Genomic DNA, 15506 nt, shown 5'->3' with positions numbered 1-15506 from the left:
ACGACGGGCGTAGCCTAGAAAAGGGCGCCCGCGCAAGGGCCGCCCCGCTGCGCTGGGAGCGTCCCCCTGCCCGCAGCGCGCAGCGCTGCGAGAGCGGGGGGAAGGAGCGAAGCGACATAGGGGGGTGTTCCGATTCAGGACTTTTGCTTAACGTAACGGCCCGGCGCCGGCTCGATGGCTTTGAACTTGCTGCCCTTGCCGTAGGTCTTGGGCGCTGCAATTTCCTTGCCGGAATGGCCCTTGAGCCAGCCGGACCAGTCGGTCCACCAGCTGCCCGGGTGTTCCTGGGCGCCCTCCAGCCAGGCGTCCAGCGTTTTGGGCAGCTTGCCATCGGCACGGATCCAATGGCTGCGCTTGCCCTTGGCAGGCGGGTTGATGACGCCGGCAATATGGCCCGATGCGCCCATGACAAAGCGCTTCTTGCCGGGTAGCACCTGCGTGCTGGCATAAGCCGCGTTGATGGGCACGATATGGTCCTCGCGCGAGCCATAGACATACGTCGGGAGCTTGACCTTGCCCAGGTCGATCTTCTCGCCGCACACGGTCAGCTTGCCCGGCTTGATGAGGTTGTTCTCCAGGTACATGTTGCGCAGGTACCAGGCATAGAACGGTCCCGGCAGGTTGGTGCTGTCGCTGTTCCAGTAGAGCAGGTCGAACGGCGGCGGCGTCTCGCCCTTGAGGTAGTTGCCCACCACATAGTTCCACACCAGGTCATTGGGGCGCAGGAAGCTGAAGGTGGACGCCAGATCCTGGCCCTTCATCATGCCGCCCTGGCCCATCTGCAGTTCACGGAACTGCACGAACGCCTCAGTGATGAACACATCAAGGATGCCGGTATCGGTAAAGTCGATCAGCGTGGTCAGGAAGGTGGCGCTGGCCACCGGGTCCTCGCCGCGCGCAGCCAGTACGGCCAGCGCATTGCTCAAAATAGTGCCGCCCACGCAAAAACCCAGGGCGTTGATCTGCGGCGCCCCCGAGATTTGCTGCACGACGTCGATCGCCTCGATGGCGCCATGCTCCACATAGTCGTCCCAGGTCTTGTGCTTCAGCGACGCATCGGGGTTGCGCCAGCTGACGACAAAGGTGCGCTGGCCCTGTTCTACCGCGTAGCGGATGAGCGAGTTCTCGGGCTGCAGATCGAGGATGTAGAACTTGTTGATGCACGGCGGGATGAGCAGGAAGGGCCGCTCATACACTTTGGCCGTCAGCGGTTTGTATTCGATGAGCTGGAACAACTCGTTCTCGTACACCACGGCGCCCTCGGTGGTAGCGACGTTGCGGCCCACTTCGAACAGGGTTTCGTCGGTCATCGAGACATGGCCCTGGCGCAGGTCGTGCAGCAGATTGGCCATACCCTGGGCAATGCTCTCGCCCTGCGTTTCGATGGCTTTCTTCTGGGCCTCGGCGTTGAAGGCCAGGTAGTTGCTGGGCGCCATGGCGGCAATCCACTGCTCTACCCCGAAGCGGATGCGGGCACGGGTCTTGGCATCGGTGTCCACTGCATCGGCCAGGCCCATGAGGGTGCGTGCGTTGAGCAGGTAGGCGGCGGCCGAGTAAGCCGCCACCGGGTTGCTGGCCCATCCCTCGCCAGCAAAACGCTTGTCGGCTGGTTTTTCTGGGGCGCCTTGCAGGCCCTGCAGCCACAGCTTGCCCGCTTCCTCCATGTATTGCGACTGCAGCGCCTTGATTTTTTCGGGCGCCAGCCGGATCGCCGGGGCTTCACCCGCAACGGCCGGTGACTCCATGCTTTGGAACGACTGCAGCGCACGCTGCCAGGTTTCGCCAAAGATTTGCTGGAATTGCTGGGCGCTTTGTGCCCAGAGTGCGTCCGAATCCATGCTGTCTCCTGGTGTGGCAAAAGCCCGCCCGCTGCGGGGCTTTCGTCTGAATAATGCCGATCTTGCGGGGATGTGCTGGTATGGTAACCGCCCTTCCCTCCATCTAACTTACCCGAGCGCCCTGATGTACCTGGTTCTGATTGCCTGGCTGTATGTGACCGTGCTGATGGCCGTTGCCGAAGCCACCAGCCCGGCGGGCTCTGTCATGGGCGCCATCATCACTTTCACGCTGTATGGCCTGCTGCCCATGGGCATCGTGGGCTACATCCTGGGCACCCCGGGGCGCAAGCGCGCGCTGCATGCCCGGGCCATGGCCGAACGCGAGGCCCAGGCGCAGAGCGTTGAGGCCGATGGCGGCTCAGCCGAGCCAGATGCAGGCCGCCATGCGCCCGCTGCCGCCGAGGACGGCGCTGTCGCGCCGGTGCGAAAAGAAGCGTGACGGCTGCGACGCAGTGCACCAGCCGGGGCTGCCGTCGTTGCCATACACCTGACCAATGCCCAGCGCTTGCAAACGCTGGCGCGCCAGCCCTGCCAGGTTGGCCAGAAACTTGCCAGGAGCATGTTCGGTGAAATGCTGCGCTGCCGCTGCATCGTGTGCACAAAAAGCGGCACGCACCTCGGGGCCCACCTCAAAAGCCTGCGGGCCGATGCACGGGCCCAGCCAGGCCAGCGTCTGGCTGGCGACATAACGACTGTCCGTTTCTGACAAGCCGCTGGATGCTATTGAGTTTGTAGCTGCTTGCGCTTGATGTGAAAGCGTTTGAGCCGAAAATGTCTTGAAAACAGTCTCGATCACGCCCCAGCCGCCCACGCCCACGCCCGCCAGCCCGCGCCAGCCCGCGTGGGCTGCGGCCACTGCGGTGCCCTGCAGATTGGTCAACAGCAGCGGCAGGCAATCGGCCACCATGATGGTGCAGGCCAGGCCGGGCGTGGTGGTCACGCAGGCATCGGCCACAGAGCCATCGGCCAGGTCGGGGCGCAAGGCCACCACCTGCGTGCCATGCACCTGTTGCAGAAAAATGGCCCGCGCACCAGGTGTGGCCTGCTGCAGGGCCTCCTGCAGCACCCGCCGGTTGCCTTGTACGGCCTGTGGGTCGTCGCCCACATGGTCGCCCAGGTTGAGCGCGTCAAAAGGCGCCCGGCTGTGCCCGCCGACACGGGTGGTGCACAAGGCATGCACCTGCACAGGCGCGGGCCAATCGGGGCGCAGCCAATCGGGGTGGAATGCGGCCATCAGCTTTCGCCGCTAAAAACCAGCCGCGCCAGCAATTGTTTCAACAGGGCCTGCTCGTGCGGCGGCAGCGGCGCCATCAGGCGCTCCTGCACACGCTGGGCAGGGCCCGTGAGTTGCTGCGCCAGGGTCTCGCCCTCGGGCGTCAACCACAGCAGTTTGCGGCGGCGGTCGCCGGGGTCGCTCTCGCGGCGGACCAGGTTGCGCGCTTGCAGGCGGGTGACGACGGCACCCAGCGTGGCGGCATCCAGGGCCACACGGCCCGCCAGGGTGATCTGGTCTTCGCCTGGCTGGGCCAGCAGCGCGTTGAGGATCGCAAACTGGACGGGAGTGACATCGAAAGCGGCCGCCTCTTCCATGAAAAGGGCCACCGTGCGCTGGTGCGCGCGCCGTACCAGGTGCCCCGGCGCTTGGTGAAGATCGAAGCTCTGTGCCATGGCCACCAGTGTAGTGTTTTGGGTGCCCATTGGATGGTGAAAGGCGATGCATGGCACACTGAACGGCGTCGAACCGCAAAAGAAGAAAGACTTGGCATGAGCACCGTTTTCCCCCCTGCCCCCGTGACCACCGTGCCCGTGGTGGGCCGCAGCGAGCGCTTTCCCGTACACCGCATTTACTGCGTGGGTCGCAACTACGAGGAACATGCCAAAGAGATGGGTTTCACTGGACGCGAGCCCCCGTTTTTCTTCATGAAACCGGCCGATGCGGCACTGCCGGTCGAGGCCGGCCAGACAGGCCAAATGCCCTACCCCAGCCTGACCAGCAACCTGCACCATGAAATCGAACTGGTCGTGGCCATTGGCAAGGGCGGTCGCGGCATTGCGGCGGCCAATGCGCTGGAGCATGTTTTTGGTTATGCCGTGGGCCTGGACATGACGCGCCGCGACCTGCAGAACGACATGAAAAAACAGGGCCGCCCCTGGTGCATCGGCAAAGGCTTTGACCACAGCGCGCCTATCGGCCCCATCACCCCGGCCGCGCAAGCGGGCGACGTGGCACAGGCGGCCATCTGGCTGCAGGTCAACGGCGCAGATCGCCAGCGCAGCACCGTGGCGCAGCTGATCTGGAACATTGCCGAGACCATCGAGCACCTCTCGGCCGCATGGGAGCTGCAACCGGGCGACCTGATTTTCAGCGGCACGCCCGAAGGCGTGGGTGCCGTGGTGCGCGGCGATGTGCTCGAAGGTGGCGTAGACGGCCTGGGCACTTTGCGCCTGCAGCTGGTTTGAGCGGTGCGCTTAACTCCTTTTTTGATAGCTGCTCGCGCTTGACTGATAAGCGTTATAGCCCATTTTTATATAAAACAGCTGCATGATCTTTCACCACCAGATCAAACACTGCCGTGCCTGTGGCACAGCCGTGGTCTACCGACTGCCCGATGATGGCGATACCCGCGAGCGCGCCGTGTGCCCGCAATGCCATACCGTGCACTACGAAAACCCCCTGAACGTGGTGGGCACGGTGCCCGTATTGCAGGATGGCCGGGTGCTGCTGTGCAAACGCAATATCGAGCCCCGCAAGGGCAAATGGACGTTGCCCGCAGGCTTCATGGAGCTGAACGAGACCACCTCTGAAGGCGCCGCCCGCGAGACCGACGAAGAAGCGGGCGCGCAGATCGAGATGGGCCCGCTCTTTAGCGTGTTGAACGTGCGCCGCGTGGGCCAGGTGCATTTGTTCTACCGCGCCACGCTGCTGAGCGAGCACTTCAACCCCGGCTACGAAACCCAGGAAGCGCGCCTGTTCACCGAGGACGAGATACCTTGGGACGAGCTGGCCTTCCGCACCGTCAAGGAAACGCTGGTGTGCTACTTTGCCGACCGCCGGGCGGGCGCCTTCGGCCTGCACTGCGTCGATATCGAATAGCGGCGCCTCCCCCTCAGGGGCGCGTTTCCACAAAAAACGGCACGTTGCCCTGCGCCGGAACCGGCGCTGGCACCACCACGCCGCGCTGCACTGGCGTGGTGAGCACGATGCCTGGCTGCGGCGCAGGGGGCGTTGTCATCACAATGCCCGGCTGCGGCACAGGTGCTGCCCCGGGGCGGGCAGCCTCCGGCTCCTCGTCGTACGTGACCGGCGGCAAGGGCTGCGCCCGGGGCGTCGCGTTCTCCAGCGGCACCAGCGGGGCTTCGGTGATCTCGGGGCGCTCGGCTTCGGCGGGGGCCGACGCGGCGGGCGCAGCGCCAGGCACTGGCAAGGCGCTTGGGGCGTTTTCCGGGCCATCCGGCCCGCCGGTGCGGCGGCCGAACAGGTCGTACACCCAGTTGCGCACGCCGGCCACGGCACTGCCCACCCAGCTGCTCTCTTCCTCGTCGATGAAGCGCTGCTTGCCGTCGATCACCTTGGCGCGCAGCGCCTGCTGGAACACCTCGCCCACCATGGGCAGCGCGCTGTGCGCGCCCTGGCCCCAGTAGTCGCTGCGCAGGGTGATGCGCCCGTCATTGAAACCCACCCACGCGCCCGCCACCAGCTGCGGGTGCATCAGGATGAACCAGCCGTCGGTGTTGTCCTGCGTGGTGCCGGTCTTGCCGGCCACGTCGGCGCTGATGCCGTAGCGGCTGCGGATGGCCACGCCCGTGCCCTTGTCCACCACGCCGCGCAGGGCGTCGCGCAACTGCTGCGCCGCCGTCAGGCCCAGCACCCGCTCGGGCGCGGCGGGGGCAAAGTCTTCCAGCACCTTGCCGTTCTTGTCTTCGATGCGCGTGATGACCCGGGGCGCGTGGTAGCTGCCGGCGCTGGCAATGGCGCCGTAGGCCGCCACCATTTCCTTGAGGCTGACCGGGCTGGTGCCCAGCGCCAACGACGGCACCACGTCCAACTTGGATTCGCGCACGCCCATGGCACGCGCCAGTTGCGCCACGCGCAGCGGGCCCACCTGCTGCATGAGCTGCGCGGTGATGGTGTTCTTGGAAAACGCCAGGCCGTCGCTCAGCGTCATGGGCATGTCGCTGGGCGGCTTGTTGCCGTCCGTGGGGCGCCACACCTGTTTGTTGCCCAGCGGAATCTCCACGGCGGTGTCCATCAGCGTGTCGGTGGGCAGCAGGCCCTGGTCGAACGCGGCGCCGTATACAAAGGGCTTGAACGTGGAGCCCGGCTGGCGGCGCGCGGCCTGCACGTGGTCGAACGGGTCTTGCGCAAAGTCGCGGCTGCCCACCCAGGCGCGCACCTCGCCCGTGCGCGGGTCCATGGCCATGAAGCCGGCCTGCACGCGCGTCTTTTCTTGCCGCAGCAAGCGCAGGAAGGCGGGGTCGGCCAGCAGGTCCTTCAGCGCATCGTCGGGCGCGGCGCCCTTGGCCACGGCAGATTCGTAGCGCGCCGATTCGCGCACCAGCTGCTGCACCAGCGCTCCCTTGGGGTTCCAGGCATTGCGCACGGCCCAGGCCCCGTCGGCCACGCCCTGCAGCGCCCTGCCCTGGCGCGCCACGGCCTGGTTGGCGAGCTGCTGCAGGCGGTAGTCGATGGTGGTGCGGATTACCAGCCCATCGGCATACAGGCTGTAGCCGTTGCGGTCGGCCCAGTCGATGAGCTGCTTGCGCAGTTGCTGCGCCAGGTGCGGCGCGGGGCCGGCCGCCTCCACCTGGCGCTCGAAGCGGATGCGCAGCGGGCGCTTGCTGAGCGCGGCGTACTCCGCCTCGGCCAGCTTGCCGCGCTTCTTCATCTGCGCCAGCACGGTGTTGCGCCGGGCCTGGGCGCGCTCGGGGTTGAGCACCGGGTTGTAGTAGGCCGTGCCCTTGAGCATGCCGATGAGCGTGGCGCTCTCCAGCACGTTGAGCTCGTCGGCCGACTTGTCGAAATACGTGCGCGCCGCCATCTCGATGCCGTAAGCGTTGTAGAGGAAGGGCACGGTGTTCAGGTAGGTCTCCAGGATCTCGTCCTTGGAGTACAGCGCCTCGATCTTCAGCGCCGTGATCGCCTCCTTGATCTTGCGCGTGAGCGTGGGCGCGCGGCCAATGTCCTCCGGGTACAGGTTGCGCGCCAGCTGCTGCGTAATGGTGGAGCCGCCCTGCTTGTCGCCCCCCAGCGTGTGCACCACCGCCGACGCGGTGCGGCGCCAGTCCAGGCCCCAGTGGCTATAAAACCGATGGTCCTCGGTGGCGATCAGCGCATCCACCACCGGCGGGGCGATCTCGCTGAGCGGCACCCAGGCGCGGTTCACCCAGCGGTATTCGGCCAGCAGCTTGCCGTCAAACGCCACCAACTGCGCCGGCTGCTCCGTCTTGGCCTTGCGGATATCGCGGATGCCCGGCGTGAACGGGATCAGCACCAGCACATACATCACCATCGCCAGCCCGGCGGCGATGAGCGCCCAGAGCAGGCTGTGCAGCGACAGCAGCTTTTCGGGCCGCTGCAGCAGGCGCGCCCACACCGGCCGCAGCGCGGCCCAGCGCGTGCGCAGGAAAGCAGGGAAAGACATGGGAATTTGGGTCAAAATTGGCTCAAGCGTTTGATGGGCAAGCGTCAACGGAATCCACTATGCAAGAATTTATCAGACCTTCAATTCTTTTCGCATGCAGTCTTTATTTTTTGACAGCATGTTCAGACGAAGCCACTCAACCAAATAAAAAACAAGAACAAATCACACCCGCCACACCCGCCACACCCGCCGCACCAGATCAAGCCAAAGTCCAAAAGGCGATTTCCCTCAAAGATCTTGCCATCGGCAAAAATGTCAAAAAATTAAAGAATGCGAAAAATTTCTCCGCGAATGCATACATGTTCGATTACGATTACTTCGGAGAAAAAAGGAGTTTCGTAGCCAATACGAATGACAAGGGCGAAATCTACAAATACAAAACGACCTTCAATGGCTCTCTGGATGAACTTAAAACCGCTCTCGAGGAAAAACTCACCTCTGAAAATGGCACAACCGTAAGATTTAAATGCACCACAAAAAGCATTAAACCGGACAGCAGTGCTGAAATCAGCACTAGAACATGTGAAATCAAGGGCCAGTCTGATAGTTTGATAATTGAAGAATCAAAAACTCAACCCACCGAGAAATATGCAGGCCTCCCCCGCGTGCCGACAGTAATTACCTCTCTCACTTTAGAAGGAACTGTGCTGAGCGCGGAATCACGTGCTGCTGAAGAAAAAAAGAAAGCTGATAAACAACGAGCGAATGAAGCGCTCCGGAAAAAAGATATCTGAACCTGCATTCAAGCCCTTGCTACGTAATGGTGGAGCCGCCCTGCTTGTCGCCCCCCAGCGTACGCACCAGCGCCGACGCCGTGCGCCGCCAGTCCAGGCCCCAGTTGCCATAGAAGCGGTGGTCCGCGGTGGCAATCAGCGCGTCCACCACCGGCGAGGCAATCTCGCTGAGCGGCACCCACGCGCGGTTCACCCAGCGGTATTCGGCCAGCAGCTTGCCAGCCGCCGCCACCAACTGCGCCGGCTGCTCCGTCTTGGCCTTGCGAATGTCGCGGATGCCCGGCGTGAACGGAATCAGCACCAGCACATACAGCAGCAGCGTCAGCCCTGCGGCCATCAGCGCCCAGAGCAGGCTGTGCAGCGACAGCAGCTTTTCGGGCCGCTGCAAGGCACGCGCGAACGCCAGCCGCAACGCGGCCCAGCGCGTGCGCAGGAAAGCAGGGAAAAACATGAGGTTTGGAGTCAAAAGTGGCTCAAGCGCTTGATGGGTAAGCGCTAGCAGCTATCAAATTGGGAGTTTGCAGGCGGGATGGATGGCTTGCAGGCCCCTCCGCATGGAGGGCGGGAGGTGCGCAGTTATACCGCCAATCGGCGGGAATTGCGGTTTGGGGTTGTAGCGGCCGAGGCGGCTTCGAGATGATTGCCTGGAATTGCGCTAGTGTTGGCTTGCAACTCGTCGCGAATGGTCGGCGATATACGACTCAAGCAGTAACGGCAAGCACTCTCCTTTCGCGACAAAGTGCGCGGACTCAGCATTACGGCCTTGCACTTACAACTCACGGTGAGCCGCACTATTTGTTCCTCTGTATCTCTGCATCTTGCTGGGCGATGTATTCCTTTTCCATCGAAGAAAATTCAACCTTCGTAGAAATTACGGAAACCGAATTAACCTGATAAAGTAATGTTTTCTCGCACTCAAACCCTTTGGCATCAAAAAATGCAAAGCATCGACCACCCTTATTAACTGCGCTTTCATAACCAATGCCATCATAGGAGAGGTCGCGCACCATTTGCACAAAATATTGATGCGCATAATATTTTTTTGGATCCTTTGGGTGGACTGACCCAGAAAATGCACGTCTCGAAAGATCAATCAGACAAAATATATCGTTATCACAATTGTTCGGCGCATGAAATCTCGTGAGATCCAAGACTTTCAACCTATATCCACTTTTAATTCTGAATTCACCAATTGTGACGTACTCACCAATTTCCGGCCTTACTTCAGCGATAGCGGTCGGCACAGTATCTGCAACATAAAGCAATGAAACTCCTGTCGACTGAGCTCTACCATCAGATGCGAGATTTGCATCTGGCGCCCCCATTTCCGAGGGAGGAAATTCTTTGAATTGATCGTAATCATTTTTTCTTGCACGATATAAAGCAGGTCTATCCAAATCCCATGAAAAATCACAATATTTTCCAGCCAAATCAAGGTAGCGCTTGAGTTCTTTGGCAATTTCATCGGAAGTTTCTATACGCGGAAAAGCGGACGATCGAATTTTAGCAAAAATCTTTTCTACAGGAGATTGGTAGAATCGAAATTTCAAATCATTAAGCTCCACTTTAAATCTTTCAATATATATGAATGATTAATAAAAATCCCGCTATACACAAAACGCTTTTGCAAAACAATGAGTCATCGCCTCACCCCGAAACCACCCTTTTCACTCGATCATTCAATCATGGATGGAATACATTCGTGCGATGATATCTAAGTATGGTGTATGTGCAGCATTCATCTTGCGCAGCTTCATATCTGGCATGACTCCAAGTGATAGAAAATCGGCTGCCGATAGCTTTGACGAAAAAATAATCCTCCCATCTTCGTCAAATGAAATCAGACCAGCATCGAACAAAGCATCAAGATTCGGGGTCAGCAGTAGACCATTAAATGGATCTAGTTTTTCTACAGGATTCGAATCCGCCCATGGTTTCATGTGTGATGCCTTCAGCATCTTCTGAACAGCGCAGCCAGTCACGGCACAGGTTTTCCACAGCTGTACTAGATTCTTCCTAAAATCGAGTTGACCAACTCTGGCCTTTGTCACCTGCGTGCGTTGGGTTTTTGGATCTGCCTTAGCTACAACGGCTGCAAGCGCTACGCTGGCATATTCCACGCCACCCTTGTCATACGCTTCGCATATATCCATGAAGGCATTACAGCCTTGTTCAGATGAAAAATCAAACTTCCACGATTCGTAAACAACCCTACCAGTTTTTTGCTGAACGGATTTAAACTTAAACGCCTCAAATCGGTCATTCGGCCTAGCGCCTTTCTTTGAGGGCTCGATACCTTCAATTCTAGCCAGCAGCTTTGCCAAGTCCGCATATATCGCATCGATATAAACCGATGTATTTCCCTTCGCATAGAAAGGGAACGTCGGGGAAAGATGCCAAAGATAGTAGCTTCCTCTGGCCTCCTCGCGCGTGTAGCCACGAGACAGAAACTTCTCTTCTGCTTGTTTATAAAGCGGATAGGACGGCATGTACGCGGCCATTAAATCCCCCTTTCTTGACTGTGCACAGCTTGGTTATTCGGAAAAACCATATTTAGCCAATTCAAGATTATCTTACGCAGATTTATTCAATCTAGTCACGACCCTGACCAAAAATAGTCAAGGCAGTCATTTCAATATTTATGAATATGAGACGAATAGCTGCTATTAGAGAAGTTGCTGATCAACAACTTCCGATTGCAGCCCTCAACGCATACTTCCGGGAAATCGCACATCCAAATCGATAGACCGCCCAACCGTTCACACCGCCCCCAACCCCAACTGCTGCAAAAACGGCAGCGTTTTCTCCGCCGCACGCTGCCCCTCAGCAATGGCCTCTTCGGCGCGGTAGAAGTCCATCAGCCCCAGGTGGGCCAGTTGCGGGGCGATCACCACCTCGGGCGGGTCGCCGGCCATGCGGCTGCGGGTGATGCGCACCTGCATGATGTTGACGCTGGCCAGCACCACTTCCAGCAGCGATGGCGCGGGCACGCGGGCCGGGTCGGGGGTGGGCAGCAGGGATGCAAAGCCGTCCTGCAGGCGGTCCAGCCAGCCGGCGGTGTCCTCATCGTCCTCCGGTGCCTCGGCGGGCAGCTTGGCCGCACCGTTGGTGCCGGGCTTGCGCAGGTGGCGGCCCAGGATGTCGGCGTTCAGGTCCACGGCGATCACGATGTCGGCGCCCATGGCGCGCGCCAGCGACACGGGCACGGGGTTGACCAGCCCGCCATCGACCAGCAGGCGCCCTTCGCGCTGGGCGGGGGTGAACAGGCCGGGCAAGGCCATGGAGGCACGCACGGCGTCGGCGGTGGAGCCGGTGCGCAGCCACACCTCGCTGCCCGAATGCAGGCCCGTGGCGACGGCGGCGAAGGGAATGTCCAGCGCCTCGATGGGGCGGTCGGAGAAGCGGCTGCGGAAGAAGTCGATCACCCGCTCGCCCTTGAGCATGCCGCCCGCCAGCTTGAAATCCATGAACGAGAACATGGTGCGCCCGGTCAGGCCGCGCGCCCATTGCTCGAAGCGGTCCAGCTCGCCCAGCGCGTAGGCCGCGCCCACCACGGCGCCAATCGATGCGCCGCACACCAGGTCGGGCTTGATGCCGGCCTGCTGCAGCGCGCGGATCACGCCGATGTGCGCCCAGCCGCGCGCCGAGCCGCTGCCCAGGGCCAGGCCGATGATGGGTTTGCGCGGGGTGTTCATACGTCTTGCGGGGCCAGCAGTGCCAACATACCCGCTTCGTCGAGCACCGGCACACCCAGCTCCAGCGCCTTGGCCAGCTTGCTGCCCGCCTCTTCACCGGCCACCACGTAATGCGTCTTCTTGCTGACCGAGCCGGCCACCTTGGCGCCTGCGGCCTCCAGCATGTCCTTGGCGGCATCGCGGCTGAGCGTGGGGAGCGTGCCGGTGAGCACCACCGTCTTGCCCGCCAGCGGCAGGGTGGCGCGCTCGGCCGGGGCGCCCTCTTGCCAGGTGACGCCGCAGGCGCGCAGCTGCTCGACCACCTCGCGGTTGTGGGGCTGGGCAAAGAAGGTGTGGATGGCCTCGGCCACCACGGGGCCTACGTCGTTGACCTGCACAAGCTGTTCGACGCTGGCGTCCATGAGGGCGTCCAACGTGCCGAAGTGGCGCGCCAGCTCCTTGGCCGTGGCCTCGCCCACATGGCGGATGCCCAGCGCAAACAGAAAGCGCGGGAAGGTGGTTTGTTTGGATTTTTCCAATGCCGCCAGCACGTTCTGCGCCGATTTGTCGGCCATGCGCTCCAGGGCAATCAACGACGTGAGGCCCATGCGGTACAGGTCAGGCAGCGTGCGGATCACGCCCTGGTCCACGAGCTGGTCCACCAGCTTGTCACCCAGGCCTTCGATGTCCATGGCGCGGCGCGCGGCGAAGTGCAGGATGGCTTCCTTGCGCTGCGCCGGGCAGAACAGGCCGCCGGTGCAGCGGTGGTTGGCCTCGCCCTTCTCGCGCACCACGGCGCTGCCGCACACGGGGCAGGCCTTGGGCATGTGGAAGTTGGCGACGTAGCCCGCGCGCGGGCCGGGCACTACGCCCACGACCTCGGGGATCACATCGCCCGCACGGCGCACGATCACTTGGTCGCCCACGCGCACGCCCTTCTTGCGGATCTCGAACAGGTTGTGCAGCGTGGCGTTGGTGACGGTGACGCCGCCCACGAACACCGGCGCCAGCCGCGCCACGGGCGTGATCTTGCCGGTGCGGCCCACTTGCACGTCGATGGCCTCGATGCGCGTGGCCATCTCCTGTGCCGGGTATTTGTGCGCCACGGCCCAGCGCGGCTCGCGCGTCTTGAAGCCAAGCTGGCGCTGGAGCTGGAGGCTGTTGACCTTGTAGACCACGCCGTCGATGTCGTAGGGCAGCGCGTCGCGGGTGGCGCCGACGCGCTGGTGAAATGCTACCAATTCAGAAGCGCCCAGCGCAGTCTGCACCTGCTCTGCGACCGGAAAACCCCATTGTTTGAGGGCCTGCAACAGTTCGTAGTGCGTGGCGAACGAGGGGCCGCCTTCGGCCTCGGGGGTGATGGCGCCGATGCCATAGGCGAAGAAGCGCAGCGGCCGCTGCGCGGCAATGCCCGAGTCGAGCTGGCGCACGGCCCCGGCGGCGGCGTTGCGCGGGTTAACGAAGGTCTTGCCGCCCTGCGCACGCTGGCGTTCGTTGAGCGCGTCGAAATCGGCGCGGGGCATGTAAACCTCGCCGCGCACTTCCAGCAGGGGTGGCACGGTTTTGCCGCCGGGCCGCCCCAAGGCAAAACGCGCCCCCTCGGGGGGCAGCGTGGACACGTCAGTGCCGAGCGTGGGGGCCTGGGATGGCAGCATGAGCGGAATCTGGCGGATGGTGCGGATGTTGTGCGTCACATCCTCGCCCACCTCGCCGTCGCCGCGCGTAGCGGCCTGTACCAGCTTGCCGTGTTCGTAGCGCAGGCTCATGGCCAGGCCGTCGAACTTGGGCTCGGCCACGTATTCCACGGGCGGGTCGGCTTCCTGCAGGCCCAGCTCGCGGCGCACGCGCGCGTCGAAGGCCTGGGCGCCGCTGGCCTCGGTATCGGTCTCGGTGTGGATGCTGAGCATGGGCACCACATGGCGCACCGGGGCCAGGCCTTCCATCACGGCGCCAATCACACGCTGCGTGGGCGAATCGGGGGCGACCAGATCCGGGTTCGCGGCCTCCAGCGCTTGCAGTTCGCGGAACACGCGGTCGTACTCGGCATCGGGCACGGAGGGTGCATCCTGCACGTAGTATTCGTGCGCCCAGTGGTTCAGGCGAGCACGCAACGCTTCAATTTCGATAGCTGCTTGCGCTTTACCCGTAGGCTCTGGAGCCGAAAAAAGGTCCAAGTTTTCGGTCATTTCAGACTTCATGGAACTGCGCGTTACCAACGGCGCATGAAACCGGCGCGGCCCAAACCAGCGGCCACCGCGCAAGGGCCGCCAGTATTCCCATGTACGGGCGCTGGTGGCGTCCCCCCTCCTGCAGCGCGCAGCGATGCGAGAGAGGGGATGAAGGAGCGCAGCGACACAGGGGGGTGCAACTTCTAGCTGAACACACGGCGCGCCTGCAACGAGCCAGCCGAAAGATCGCGGCTGTCGAGCTGGTCGTAAAGCTGTTCCAGGTCGGCGGCAATGGGGTCCATGGCCATGGCGGGCAGGGGCGTGCCGTTCTGGTCGCACAGCACGCCATCCATGTCCTCGCACAGGGCTGCAGCCACTTCCCGCAGGCGGGCAAAGGGCTGTTCGCTGCGATGCACCTGGGCGACATCCAGGCTGATGGACAACTCGCGGATCGCCGATTGCTCGGGGTCGTCAGACAGGGCGGCCTGCGTATCAAAGCCCAGCACCAGCATCGTGGTGCGGCCCGCAGTGGTCGAGGGCAGCACCATGCGCCCGGGGATGGCTCCTGGCAAAAAGCCTTGCCGGCCCGCATTTTGTTGAAGGTACCCAGGGCTCCAGGCCGCCTGGCGCGCGCGCAGCATGAAGGCCAGTTGCGCATCGTGCTCGCTGGCGAACTGGTCCAGCTCGCGTGCGCGGGCGACTTCCTGCAGCATGTCCGGGAAGTCCGGGGCGGCGTTCAGTGCGTCGGCAAAAGACTGGGTCTTCATGACGAATTCCGAGAATTCGATCTCGTTGAGCGCGCCCATGCGGTTGGCCAGTTGCACCCCCGCCTGGAACGACCGGTAGCGCTGGTGGGGAGCGGGGGTTTCCCAGCGCTGTGTGGTTTCGTTCAGGCCCTCGATGGAAAACGGCTTGCTGCCTGCACGGCGCGTGGGCGGCAGGGCCGCCAGGGCGGCTTCGCCCGAGACGGGGTGCTCGGGCACGATGGGCGCAATGGCGTCGATCAGCGGGTCCAGCAGGCCCCAGCGGTCGTGGCTGCCCGGGGGCGGCACAGGCAGTGCCAGGGCGTCGTCCAGGTCCACACCGTGCAGGGACGGGTCCGGGCCGTGGTCCAGGCCGTGCACTGCGCTGACGGGCACTGGCGCAAGCTCGGTGTCGAGCGCGGGTTCCTGGCGGGCGGGCGACTCGGGTTTACGCTCGCCCTCGGGTGGCAGCGCCTTGCGCGGGGTGTTGCGGTGGGTGGTCCAGGCGTTGTAGGCCACGATCAGGGCCAGCAACACGGCGCCAATGACGGCCAGGCTGATTTGCAGGGTGCTCATGGGTCGAAATATTTAGGGTATCAGTATCGCGGGGAGCGTCTCGCCACCCGCGACGCATGAAACGGGCGCTGCCCAGACCAGCGGCCCCCGCGCAAGGGCCGCCCACATGCCGATATCCGGGCGCTGGGGGC

The 15506-nt window shown here is 62.6% G+C and carries 13 protein-coding genes and 1 pseudogene; 4 read left to right on the top strand and 10 right to left on the bottom strand.

The annotated features are described in order from the left end of the window. Positions 1 to 134 precede the first annotated feature (134 nt). Positions 135 to 1838, bottom strand: a complete 1704-nt coding sequence (gene phaC / locus C8D04_RS05120) for a class I poly(R)-hydroxyalkanoic acid synthase (RefSeq protein ID WP_116003887.1) — start codon at positions 1836 to 1838, stop codon at positions 135 to 137. A gap of 124 nt (positions 1839 to 1962) precedes the next feature. Between phaC and C8D04_RS05115 the strand changes: the two genes are divergently transcribed. Further along, entirely contained in the window at positions 1963 to 2277 is a 315-nt protein-coding gene (locus C8D04_RS05115; RefSeq protein ID WP_116003886.1) for a hypothetical protein, read from the top strand. Here the strand turns inward: C8D04_RS05115 and C8D04_RS05110 are convergent. Continuing rightward, positions 2197 to 3072, bottom strand: a complete 876-nt coding sequence (locus tag C8D04_RS05110) for a laccase domain-containing protein (RefSeq protein ID WP_116003885.1) — start codon at positions 3070 to 3072, stop codon at positions 2197 to 2199. The genes C8D04_RS05115 and C8D04_RS05110 overlap by 81 nt on opposite strands. Further along, entirely contained in the window at positions 3072 to 3506 is a 435-nt protein-coding gene (locus C8D04_RS05105; RefSeq protein WP_116006024.1) for a MarR family transcriptional regulator, read from the bottom strand. The genes C8D04_RS05110 and C8D04_RS05105 overlap by 1 nt, the downstream gene beginning before the upstream one ends. Before the next feature lie 96 nt (positions 3507 to 3602). Between C8D04_RS05105 and C8D04_RS05100 the strand changes: the two genes are divergently transcribed. Together C8D04_RS05100 and C8D04_RS05095 are read left to right on the top strand one after the other, a co-directional pair. Beyond that, positions 3603 to 4298 carry a fumarylacetoacetate hydrolase family protein gene (locus tag C8D04_RS05100; RefSeq protein ID WP_116003884.1) on the top strand — a complete coding sequence of 232 codons (696 nt, stop codon included), beginning with the start codon at positions 3603 to 3605 and terminating at the stop codon, positions 4296 to 4298. An 82-nt stretch (positions 4299 to 4380) separates the two neighbouring features. Beyond that, positions 4381 to 4932, top strand: coding sequence for an NUDIX hydrolase (locus C8D04_RS05095; protein ID WP_116003883.1), 552 nt, complete (start codon positions 4381 to 4383; stop codon positions 4930 to 4932). A 13-nt stretch (positions 4933 to 4945) separates the two neighbouring features. Here C8D04_RS05095 and C8D04_RS05090 read toward each other — a convergent pair whose 3' ends face one another. Further along, positions 4946 to 7480, bottom strand: coding sequence for a transglycosylase domain-containing protein (locus C8D04_RS05090; protein WP_116003882.1), 2535 nt, complete (start codon positions 7478 to 7480; stop codon positions 4946 to 4948). A 59-nt stretch (positions 7481 to 7539) separates the two neighbouring features. On the opposite strand from C8D04_RS05090, the gene C8D04_RS18535 reads away from it, so the two are divergent. Continuing rightward, positions 7540 to 8214: a hypothetical protein gene (locus C8D04_RS18535; protein WP_133243602.1), complete on the top strand. Its 675-nt coding sequence runs from the start codon at positions 7540 to 7542 to the stop codon at positions 8212 to 8214. Positions 8215 to 8236: 22 nt separating this feature from the next. Here the strand turns inward: C8D04_RS18535 and C8D04_RS05085 are convergent. From C8D04_RS05085 to C8D04_RS05060, 6 genes and pseudogenes are all read right to left on the bottom strand, one after another. Beyond that, a pseudogene (locus tag C8D04_RS05085) lies at positions 8237 to 8665 on the bottom strand (transglycosylase domain-containing protein); the annotation flags it as partial. A 340-nt stretch (positions 8666 to 9005) separates the two neighbouring features. Continuing rightward, positions 9006 to 9764 (bottom strand): RES family NAD+ phosphorylase, encoded by a 759-nt coding sequence (locus tag C8D04_RS05080; protein ID WP_158550283.1) that lies wholly within the window; start codon positions 9762 to 9764, stop codon positions 9006 to 9008. A gap of 129 nt (positions 9765 to 9893) precedes the next feature. Further along, entirely contained in the window at positions 9894 to 10715 is an 822-nt protein-coding gene (locus C8D04_RS05075) for an HNH endonuclease signature motif containing protein (RefSeq protein WP_116003879.1), read from the bottom strand. 258 nt (positions 10716 to 10973) lie between these two features. Next, positions 10974 to 11909, bottom strand: a complete 936-nt coding sequence (rssA, locus tag C8D04_RS05070; RefSeq protein ID WP_116003878.1) for a patatin-like phospholipase RssA — start codon at positions 11907 to 11909, stop codon at positions 10974 to 10976. Beyond that, positions 11906 to 14074 (bottom strand): NAD-dependent DNA ligase LigA, encoded by a 2169-nt coding sequence (ligA, locus tag C8D04_RS05065; protein WP_116006023.1) that lies wholly within the window; start codon positions 14072 to 14074, stop codon positions 11906 to 11908. Before ligA ends, rssA begins: the two co-directional genes overlap by 4 nt. Positions 14075 to 14259: 185 nt before the next feature. Further along, a complete protein-coding gene (locus C8D04_RS05060) occupies positions 14260 to 15375 on the bottom strand; it encodes a cell division protein FtsZ (RefSeq protein ID WP_116003877.1) in 1116 nt (371 codons plus the stop codon). Between the last annotated feature and the right edge of the window lie 131 nt (positions 15376 to 15506).

Source organism: Simplicispira sp. 125 (assembly GCF_003096555.1).
Lineage (GTDB): Bacteria > Pseudomonadota > Gammaproteobacteria > Burkholderiales > Burkholderiaceae_C > Simplicispira.
The sequence above is the reverse complement of the archived record's forward strand: the minus strand, read 5'-3'. Positions and strand labels throughout refer to the sequence as shown.

What these genes read in the sequence shown, in the direction of transcription:
- phaC (WP_116003887.1), bottom strand. Translation starts at nt 1,838, where the DNA reads ATGGATTCGGACGCACTCTGGGCACAAAGCGCCCAGCAATTCCAGCAA.
- C8D04_RS05115 (WP_116003886.1), top strand. Translation starts at nt 1,963, where the DNA reads ATGTACCTGGTTCTGATTGCCTGGCTGTATGTGACCGTGCTGATGGCC.
- C8D04_RS05110 (WP_116003885.1), bottom strand. Translation starts at nt 3,072, where the DNA reads ATGGCCGCATTCCACCCCGATTGGCTGCGCCCCGATTGGCCCGCGCCT.
- C8D04_RS05105 (WP_116006024.1), bottom strand. Translation starts at nt 3,506, where the DNA reads ATGGCACAGAGCTTCGATCTTCACCAAGCGCCGGGGCACCTGGTACGG.
- C8D04_RS05100 (WP_116003884.1), top strand. Translation starts at nt 3,603, where the DNA reads ATGAGCACCGTTTTCCCCCCTGCCCCCGTGACCACCGTGCCCGTGGTG.
- C8D04_RS05095 (WP_116003883.1), top strand. Translation starts at nt 4,381, where the DNA reads ATGATCTTTCACCACCAGATCAAACACTGCCGTGCCTGTGGCACAGCC.
- C8D04_RS05090 (WP_116003882.1), bottom strand. Translation starts at nt 7,480, where the DNA reads ATGTCTTTCCCTGCTTTCCTGCGCACGCGCTGGGCCGCGCTGCGGCCG.
- C8D04_RS18535 (WP_133243602.1), top strand. Translation starts at nt 7,540, where the DNA reads ATGCAAGAATTTATCAGACCTTCAATTCTTTTCGCATGCAGTCTTTAT.
- C8D04_RS05075 (WP_116003879.1), bottom strand. Translation starts at nt 10,715, where the DNA reads ATGGCCGCGTACATGCCGTCCTATCCGCTTTATAAACAAGCAGAAGAG.
- rssA (WP_116003878.1), bottom strand. Translation starts at nt 11,909, where the DNA reads ATGAACACCCCGCGCAAACCCATCATCGGCCTGGCCCTGGGCAGCGGC.
- ligA (WP_116006023.1), bottom strand. Translation starts at nt 14,074, where the DNA reads ATGACCGAAAACTTGGACCTTTTTTCGGCTCCAGAGCCTACGGGTAAA.
- C8D04_RS05060 (WP_116003877.1), bottom strand. Translation starts at nt 15,375, where the DNA reads ATGAGCACCCTGCAAATCAGCCTGGCCGTCATTGGCGCCGTGTTGCTG.